Source organism: Microcystis sp. M179S2, assembly GCF_020245805.1.
In the GTDB taxonomy this organism is placed as follows: domain Bacteria; phylum Cyanobacteriota; class Cyanobacteriia; order Cyanobacteriales; family Microcystaceae; genus Microcystis; species Microcystis aeruginosa.
On record NZ_JADBUE010000103.1, the window covers coordinates 1 to 9,296 of the forward strand.

The following is a 9,296-nucleotide window of genomic DNA, read 5'->3' on the forward strand; positions in this document are numbered from 1 at the left end:
AAGGACAATAATATAGTTTAAGAGTCATAATTAGAAGCAAAGCACTCATTAAAAACATGATTAACCTAGAATTCACGGAAGAAGAAAAGAACTCACTGTCTTAGGAAAGATTTCATCATCCTCATCCCCGGGTTCAACTGAAGATGGAAGTTCTCTGGTTAAAAAGCCAAAAGATACCGCACCAAAAAATTTGTCAGTGCGATCGCTGCTCTTGTAGGGTGCGTTAATGAAATGTAACGCACCGAATTGATTGTTATTCACCGTAATTATCTGATGTTTGGGATGTTTATTAATGCGATCGCTGTTATCTTGTTGATTAAACTTTAAAATTGCGATCATTTTGGCGTTTGAAAGTGTGATCGCCGTTATCTTGTTGATTAAGCTTTAAAATTGCGATCGCTTTTCTTGTCATCAGTGAGATCATCTTAATGGTGCGATCGCTGTTATCTTATTGATTAACTTCAAAACGGCGATCGCTTTGGCTTTTGAAAGAGCAATTTTGGCATTTGAAAGTGCGATCCTTGCTGATTAAACTTTGGCTGTTGAAAGTGCGATCTCCTTACATAAACTCAAAATTTAAAACGCGATCACTTTGGCTTGTGAAAGTGCGATTACTTGGACTTTTGAAAGTGAGATTGCCGTTATCTTGTTGATTAAACTTTAAAACTGCGATCATTTTGGTTTTTGAAAATGCGATCACCGTTATAAGGTTTAAAATTGCGCTCTCTTTGGCCTTTAAAAGTGCGATCGCTGTCATCTTGTTGAATAAACTTTAAACTGCGATCATTTTCTCTGATGAAGTGCGATCGCCGTTATCTTGTTGATTAAGCTTTAAAATTGCGATCGCTTTTCTTGTCATCAGTGAGATCATCTTAATGGTGCGATCGCTGTTATCTTATTGATTAACTTCAAAACGGCGATCGCATTTTCCTGTTATCATAGTAAAACCGAGCAAATGTTGGAGTAACAATAACATGAAAATTAAAGCTCTAATCTGGCAAGAGGATGGTATTTGGTGCGGTTCCGTACCTGCATTGCCAGGTTGTCATACCTGGGGAGAAAGCTACGAACAATTATTAGAAATGTTGCAAGATGCGGTTCAAGGATGGCTTGAAGTTGCAAGTCAAGAAACAGAAATTGAAGCAGACAAAGAGCTAATCGAATTATCATTATGAAATCTATTTCTGGCAAAGCCCTTTGTAAAATTATTGAACGTTATGGTTGGCAGTTAAAACGCATTAGTAGTAGTCATCATATTTATACAAAACAGGGAATGAAAGTTATTTTATCCGTTCCTGTTCATGGCAATAAAGATTTGCCAATTGGTACTCTTAAGAGTATTTTGAAAGATGCTGGTCTGAACGAAGATGACTTGAGATAACAGCGATCACTATCACCTTGTTGATTAAACCTTAAAACTGCGATCTCTTTAGACCTCGACCTAATATTATCTTAAGACCAAAAGTCTTTCTAGTTAAGGAATATACCCGAATAAAAATTATTTTAATTGCCTCATATTTTTTCAGCAAACCCGAATTAGCAACGATAGATATACATTACAGTCATCGAACTACTTAGTTAGTACGCAAACCAAAAGCAAGCTGTGACTGGGTTATAATTTTTGGAGATGTCTTTTGAGTGTCATTAGTGTGATCGCTTTTTTTCATCAGTTCTAACTCATGCTGATTTTGATATAATAGCCATAATTGTTTGACATCTTAAGAGAAAAAATCATGATTAGAGCGATTAAACAGAAAGGAATTGTTGGTAGAGAAGGAAAAATAGAGCTTTATTCTGCGGAACTAGAAGAAGGAACAGATGTGGATATTATTATTTTAGTATCTGATTCTGAACCCGATACAACCGAATATCTTCTTTCAACAGAAGCCAATCAGCGTCAATTATCGGAAGCTATTGACAGAATAGAAAATCAAGAAAACTTAGTGACAATTACCACAAAAGAATGGAGTGAAAAATATAGTATTTGATCCGAAAGCTTTTAAATAATTCAATGAATTGTCGATAGAAAACAAAAAACTCTATAAAAAAATCGTTGATTTAATTGATGATATATTGTGCCATCCTTTCTCTGGAATCGGTAAACCCGAACCGTTAAAATATCAACTCAAGGGTTATTGGTCAAGACGCATTAATGATGAACATCGCTTAGTATATAAAATTACAGAAACAGAAATTATTATTATCAGTTGTAAATTTCATTATGACTAGGCTCAATGTAATCGCCGTCATCTTCTTGATTAAACTTTAAAATTGCCATTGCTTGGGATAGGAGCGCCAAGGGCGATCGCTTTTTGGGGATGAGGAGGGGCGATGCCGAAGGCACTGCGTAGCAGATCGCTGATCTGGTCGTTTAGGTCGAGGTAACAAAACCCAACAAGCTTTGTTATAATATTTTTGTCATCAAGAAAGACTCCTAAAAATAGATTTATGCCAGAAATTACTCGATTTTATGGAATTATCATTAAACTCTTTTTTGCCGATCATCCACCTCCCCATTTTCATGCGATTTATGGAGAATATAACGCCCTATTTAATCTGGAAACCTTAGAAATCATTGAAGGAGACTTACCTAATAGAGCCACAAAAATGGTTGTAGAATGGGCAACAATCTATCAACCAGAATTATTGAAAATGTGGAACACTCAAGAATTTAATAAATTACCACCTTTGAAATAAAACAATGCTTTACCCCAAAATAACATCAGCCGAAATCATTGAAAATTATACTCTATTGGTGCATTTTTCTAATCATCAAGCTAGAAAATATAACTGTGAAAATCTACTAGAAAAAACGATGTTTTCTTCCCTTAAAAACTATGCTTTCTTTAAAAACTTTCAACTTGATCCATCAGGTAGCGGAATCATTTGGAATGATGAAGTTGATATAAGCGAGTATGAAATTTGGATCAATGGAATTGAACTATGATTGCCGATCTTGTAGTGCGATCTCTGTCATCTTCTTGATTAAACTTTAAAATTGTCATTGCTTGGGATAGGAACGCCAAGGGCGATCGCTTTTTGGGCAGGGGCAAGAGCGATCGCATCTCTCCTAGGGTAGAACGCTGATGGCAATAGTCAACAGCCTACCGGGAAAAGCTAGACTTTGTAACAAGATTTAGTATTACTTTGTGCTGTGTATAGAGAAGTTGCGAATTGTTAACCCTAGCTTTGCTAAGAAAATAAAATGTGATATTGTGACCCCAAGGCCCTGAAAAATGGCCCAGTTTTCAGTTTTTTTAAACATCAGGTCGCTACATTCTACAGCTATTTTCGCTCAAAAAAAAACGATTTTCTAGGCATTTCCATGACTTATCTTGTTGAACATCCTTCTACAACCTTTTATTCCTATACCGATACGGGGGTCGATCCCCTGAAAACCGCTCACGGAGTTTATATCACGGTTCACGGACATTTTTACCAACCACCGCGAGAAAATCCCTATCTAGACAGAATTGAACGGCAACCGAGCGCCCATCCCTTCCACAATTGGAATGAACGCATCCATCACGAGTGTTATCGTGCCAATGCTTTTGCGCGTATTTACAATGATCGGGGGGAAGTGATCAAAATAGTTAATAACTACGAATATCTCAGCTTTAACATCGGGGCCACCCTCATGTCATGGATGCAATCCCATGATCCCGAAGTTTACCAACGCATCCTGACAGCGGATCAAAAAAGTTGTCAACGCTTAAACGGTCATGGTAACGCCATCGCCCAGGTCTATAATCATATCATTCTGCCTCTAGCCAACAAACAGGACAAATACACCCAAATTCGCTGGGGAAAAGCCGATTTTCAGCACCGTTTCGGCCGGGATCCCGAAGGAATGTGGTTAGCGGAAACAGCCATTGATTTAGCCACAGTGACAGCTTTAATCGATGAGGGGATTAAATTCACCATTTTAGCCCCTTCCCAGGCCCTGCGCTGTCGTCCTTTCCCTAGCGACCAGGATCCTCATCCCCAATGGCACGCGGTGGCCGGAGGTCAAATCGATCCCACCCGTCCCTATCGCTGTTACATCCCCGATGGTCGTTATCTGGATATTTTCTTCTACGATGGTCCAATTTCTCGGGATATGGGCTTTAATGATGTCCTAGCCAGCAGTGATTTTCTCGTCGGTCGTCTGGGACAGGCAATTAAAGGGGATCATCGTCCCTCCCAGTTAATCAGCGTCGCTACCGATGGGGAAACCTTCGGCCACCACAAACAGGGGACAGAGAAGTGTCTTAGCTATGCTTTTACGGAATCTTTCCCTAAAAACGGCTGGACAGTCACCAATTTTGCCCATTATCTCAGTATTTGCCCCCCCACTTGGGAAGTGGAATTAAAACCCGTGACCGCTTGGAGTTGTGTCCATGGCGTAAATCGTTGGCAGGATGACTGTGGTTGCGGGGGAGGGGGAAATTACCAGCAAAAATGGCGTAAACCCCTGCGGGAGTCCCTAAATTGGCTCAGAGATGAGTTAATTAAGGTATATGAGATTCAAGGACAGGAATTTTTCCGCGATCCTTGGCAGACAAGGGATGACTACATTGCAGTTATTTTAGATCGCTCCCCAGACGCGATCGAACATTTCCTCGCTTTGCATCAAAGTCGTACCCTGAGTAAAAGCGAGAAAATCGATGCTTTGCGTTTATTAGAAATGCAAAGACAAGCTTTATTAATGTTTACCAGTTGTGGCTGGTTTTTTGAGGAAATTTCTCGACCTGAAGGCACGCAAATTTTGAGATATGCTGGCCGGTCCCTGGAATTAGCCGGAGAAGTGGCCGGAATTCAATTAGAAATGAATTTCCTCAGTCGTCTAGCTTTCGCTCCCAGTAACGTTAAGTTATATCAAGATGGGGCCGATGTCTATCGACAATTGGTCACTTCTGCGCGGGTCGATTTGGAACGGGTGGCGGCCCATTATGCCATTAGTTCCCTATTTACCAATTATCCCAGTCATCATCGGATTTATTGTTACAATACCCGTCAATTAGATTATCAAAAACAAGCGATCGGGTCTTTAACTTTAGCAGTGGGACAGGTGGAATTAACCTCAGAAATTACCCAAGAAAGTGAACATTTTGTCTTTGCTGTTCTACATTTAGGAGGTTGGGATTTTTACTGCTGCATTCAACCTTTTAACAGTCGGTTAATCTATACCAATCTTAAGGATCATCTCTTTGAATCTTTACAACAGGCCAGTGTCTCGACCATGATCGTAGAAATGGGGCGCGGATTGGGAGAAAACTTTTTTGCTTTACCCCATCTTTTTGCCGATGAAAGACACCGGATCATGCAGAAGGTGACAGCCGAAACTAAAAAACGTCTCGATCAATTATACACCCAAGTTTATCGGGATAATTACGGCATTTTAGCGGCTTTCCAACGGGATGAGCTGCCCGTACCTCAAGAGTTACAGGTAGCGGCCGATATTGCCATTTCTCACCGTTGTTTACAGGTGATTAATGCCCTAGAAAAAGATTTTGAGCAGCGGCAAGCAACGGAGAATAATCTCGATCAATTATTGGCTATTGCTAAGGAAGCCAATCATTTACACTGTCAATTAAACATCCCCGAAGCGCGTCAAACCTTAGAAAGTCTGCTCTGGCAATCTCTTGGGAAATTATTACACGATGGCGATCCTTTAACGGCGGAGGAGGATACTCGCCTAATCACCCGTTTAATTGAAGTTAGCCAACAATTAAAGCTAGGATTATCCCTCGATCGCTCTCAGGAATTATACTATTATTACTTCCATGATCGTCTAGTTCCTAATTCTTTGCGGTCCAATTCCATAGATGCTGCCTGTCCTTGGCCGATGACTCAATTAAAATGGTTATTACTATTAGGACAGGTGTTAAAAGTTGATGTGAGTATTTGGCTGTAAAATCAGTCAAAGGGTGGGCAATGCTCACCCTTTGATGATTAAGTGGGTTAGGCGATGATTGCCCTGGAACTCAGGTTAACCCAGAGACTAAACCCTTAGATTTATAATGGATCATAAGTCTCTCATCGAAGGTTTACATGACTATCACGCCGATTTATGCCGCCTCAGCCGGCACAGCAACCCAGTATCCCGATGCTTTTGGGCGTTTTGGACGCTACGGGGGCAAATACGTCCCGGAAACCCTGATGCCAGCCTTAAGTGAACTAGAAACGGCCTATAATCAGTATCAAGACGACCCCGATTTTCAAGAAGAATTAAATCAACTGCTCAAGGATTACGTCGGTAGACCTAGTCCCTTATATTTTGCCGAACGTCTCACCGCCCATTATGCCAAAGCTGACGGTACTGGGGCGCAAATTTACCTAAAACGGGAAGATTTAAACCATACCGGGGCCCACAAGATTAATAACGCCCTCGGTCAGGTTTTATTAGCCAAACGCATGGGTAAAAAGCGAATTATCGCCGAAACTGGGGCAGGACAGCACGGCGTGGCCACCGCTACGGTTTGCGCTCGTTTTGGTCTAGAATGCGTGATTTATATGGGAATTCACGATATGGAACGCCAAGAACTCAATGTTTTCCGCATGAGACTGCTTGGCGCGACGGTGCAACCCGTGGCCGCCGGGACAGGAACCCTGAAAGATGCCACCTCGGAAGCGATTCGCGACTGGGTAACGAATGTGGAAACCACTCACTACATCCTTGGTTCTGTGGCAGGTCCCCATCCCTATCCGATGATGGTACGCGATTTTCATGCGGTTATCGGTCAAGAAACTCGTCAGCAAAGTCTGGAAAAATGGGGCGGTTTACCGAATATTCTCCTCGCTTGCGTGGGGGGTGGTTCTAATGCTATGGGTTTATTTCATGAGTTTGTTAAAGAAGCTGCCGTGCGTTTAATTGGTGTTGAGGCCGCCGGGGAAAGTATCGCTTCCGGAAAACACGCCGCCACCCTTACCCAAGGTCAACCGGGGGTTCTACATGGAGCAATGAGTTATTTATTACAAGATAACGAAGGTCAAGTTATCGAGGCTCATTCCATTAGTGCCGGTTTAGATTATCCCGGAGTCGGGCCAGAACATAGCTTTTTAAAAGATAGTGGTCGCGCCGAATATTACAGTGTCACTGACCGGGAAGCATTAGAAGCTTTTCAAAGAGTTTCCCGTTTAGAAGGGATTATTCCGGCCCTAGAAACTGCCCACGCTTTAGCCTATTTAGAAACTCTTTGCCCGCAAGTAAATGGTAGTCCTCGCATTGTTATTAATTTCTCTGGACGGGGTGATAAAGATGTGCAATCGGTGGCTAAATATTTATCGATGAATGGTTAACCTTTAGCCTTTTCAGTGAGCAGTTATCAGATTTGAGTATTAAGTGATCGGTATTAGATGAGCAGTATTAAATGGCGGTTTCTTGCTGTCTTTTTACCCTTGAACGATTATCATTTACTGAGCCATGAAAATGCTACCCACTCCCCGTCTCATCACTGATCACTGGTAAATCAGAGGGATAAGCTATTGTGCATCTAAATTTGATATTCGTTTTCAACCGTTCCCTGTTCCGGACTAGCTGAATTTGATATCCTCTTGGGGTTTCTTGAGCGGTTTCCCAGCTGCCTTAACAGATTTACTCTGTTCTGGTCTTAGAGTCGCTCTAAGTGGCACTTTCTAGCATAAGTGGGTGGGTGGAATTAAATATAAAATGAACGTAGGTTGGGTTGAAGCATGAAACCCAACGCCCGCATGGGTTACGCTACCGCTAACCCATCCTACAAATAATTGTGCCTACCTACTTATATCGTGCAAATGCGCTAGTATTTAACAGTAAAGCCAACCTAGAACGACGGGGTTTCTGACCCAATTTTTCGATGAAAATTCTTCAGATTGTTCCTTCGATTTCCCTTGTTTATGGTGGCCCCAGTCAAATGGTACTCGGTTTGTCAGCGGCCTTGGCGCAACTAGGCCAAGAGGTGACTATTATTACCACCGATTCCAATGGTGACACGGGACAAGCACCCCTAGAGGTGCCTTTAGGGGTCCCTGTTAGTCAAAATGGCTATCAAATCTATTATTTTCCCTGTTCTCCCTTTCGCCGCTATAAATTTTCCCTTGATCTGTTTACTTGGTTGGCTAATAGGGCAAAAGATTACGATATCGCCCATATTCATGCCTTATTCTCCCCAGTGAGCAGTATATCGGCTTCGATCGCTCGTTACCGTCAACTGCCCTATATTCTCCGTCCCCTAGGCACCCTCGATCCGGCAGATTTGCAAAAAAAACGGCAACTTAAACAAATATATGCCAATTTTCTGGAAAAACCCAATTTAGCGGCGGCGGCGGCAGTTCATTTTACCAGTCAGCAGGAGTGTCAAATCGCCGAAAGATTTAATATAAAAACTAAGGATATTGTCATCCCCCTAGGGGTAGATTTTTTTGACCCACAAGCTCTACCGGTAAACGGTTTTGATCTTCCCCAAAATAAACCGATCATCCTCTATATGTCCCGTCTTGACCCGAAAAAAGGTCTAGATTTATTGCTGCCCAGTTTAGAAAGTCTGTTAGCAAAGGGACTAGATTTTCATTTTGTCTTAGCAGGAGGCAATCCCCAGGATCGGGAGTACGAAAATCGCATTAAAAATCAGATCGAGCGGTCAATCTTGGGCAAAAATACAACAATTACTGGATTTGTGACCGGAGAAGTAAAAAATAACCTCCTCGCTAGGGCCGATTTATTTGTTTTACCTTCCTACTATGAAAATTTTGGCATCGCAGTGGCAGAAGCTATGGCTGCCGGAATTCCCGTGGTTATCTCCGACCGGGTGGATCTGCATCCTGCGGTGGCAGCAGCGGCTGCGGGATGGGTGACAGCTTGTCAGCTGGAGGATTTAACTAATACTTTGGCAACTGCCCTGACTAACCCAGAAATTCGCCAACAAAGGGGGAAAAATGCCAGGGATTTAGTCTTAAATCAATATAGTTGGTCAGCGATCGCTGAACAGCTGTTAACCGTCTATGAAAATCTAGTCGGCGCTATCGATCGTCCCCTGCTCGATCGAAGTCACAGACGGATTAAGATTTAGGCCATCAGGATAACCAGCACTAAAAATGCCAGTAGGGTTAAACCTGATTGCAGAAAGACGGGAAGCGCAAAAGAATTCATAACAGTGGCTCACTTTTCTAGGGATGGCTCTATTTCCAATATACGCTTTCATCGGAAATTTTGGGTCTGAAACCCCGCCGTTCTAGGTTGGCTTGACGTTAGAATTAAAAGGCCAGTCTCGAAAACCAAGTGGACGGCGCAGCACCTTGAAAACTCGGCTTAGGGGGTTCCGACCAGAAAAGCTTGG

9 protein-coding genes and 1 pseudogene are annotated in these 9,296 nt (G+C 42.3%); all 10 read left to right on the forward strand.

Annotated features, from left to right (window positions below; genetic code table 11):
• Positions 1-56: 56 nt before the first annotated feature.
• Positions 57-197: pseudogene (locus IM500_RS05920) on the forward strand (IS630 family transposase); the annotation flags it as partial.
• 777 nt (positions 198-974) lie between these two features.
• Positions 975-1,175, forward strand: a complete 201-nt coding sequence (locus IM500_RS05925; protein WP_190722430.1) for a type II toxin-antitoxin system HicB family antitoxin — start codon at positions 975-977, stop codon at positions 1,173-1,175.
• On the forward strand, positions 1,172-1,381 hold the full coding sequence (locus tag IM500_RS05930) for a type II toxin-antitoxin system HicA family toxin (RefSeq protein ID WP_190722431.1): 210 nt from the start codon (positions 1,172-1,174) through the stop codon (positions 1,379-1,381). Before IM500_RS05925 ends, IM500_RS05930 begins: the two co-directional genes overlap by 4 nt.
• 352 nt (positions 1,382-1,733) lie before the next feature.
• On the forward strand, positions 1,734-1,988 hold the full coding sequence (locus tag IM500_RS05935; RefSeq protein WP_190722432.1) for a hypothetical protein: 255 nt from the start codon (positions 1,734-1,736) through the stop codon (positions 1,986-1,988).
• 28 nt (positions 1,989-2,016) lie between these two features.
• Complete coding sequence (locus tag IM500_RS05940; RefSeq protein ID WP_190722433.1) at positions 2,017-2,229, forward strand: Txe/YoeB family addiction module toxin; 213 nt, start codon at positions 2,017-2,019, stop codon at positions 2,227-2,229.
• Between the two features lie 219 nt (positions 2,230-2,448).
• Entirely contained in the window at positions 2,449-2,697 is a 249-nt protein-coding gene (locus IM500_RS05945) for a DUF4160 domain-containing protein (RefSeq protein ID WP_190722434.1), read from the forward strand.
• A 4-nt stretch (positions 2,698-2,701) separates the two neighbouring features.
• Positions 2,702-2,947: a DUF2442 domain-containing protein gene (locus IM500_RS05950; protein WP_002784986.1), complete on the forward strand. Its 246-nt coding sequence runs from the start codon at positions 2,702-2,704 to the stop codon at positions 2,945-2,947.
• A 378-nt stretch (positions 2,948-3,325) separates the two neighbouring features.
• On the forward strand, positions 3,326-5,896 hold the full coding sequence (locus IM500_RS05955) for a DUF3536 domain-containing protein (RefSeq protein ID WP_190722435.1): 2,571 nt from the start codon (positions 3,326-3,328) through the stop codon (positions 5,894-5,896).
• 137 nt (positions 5,897-6,033) lie between these two features.
• Positions 6,034-7,281 carry a tryptophan synthase subunit beta gene (trpB, locus tag IM500_RS05960; protein WP_287737964.1) on the forward strand — a complete coding sequence of 416 codons (1,248 nt, stop codon included), beginning with the start codon at positions 6,034-6,036 and terminating at the stop codon, positions 7,279-7,281.
• A 536-nt stretch (positions 7,282-7,817) separates the two neighbouring features.
• Positions 7,818-9,029: a hormogonium polysaccharide biosynthesis glycosyltransferase HpsP gene (hpsP, locus tag IM500_RS05965; protein ID WP_190722437.1), complete on the forward strand. Its 1,212-nt coding sequence runs from the start codon at positions 7,818-7,820 to the stop codon at positions 9,027-9,029.
• Positions 9,030-9,296 lie beyond the last annotated feature (267 nt).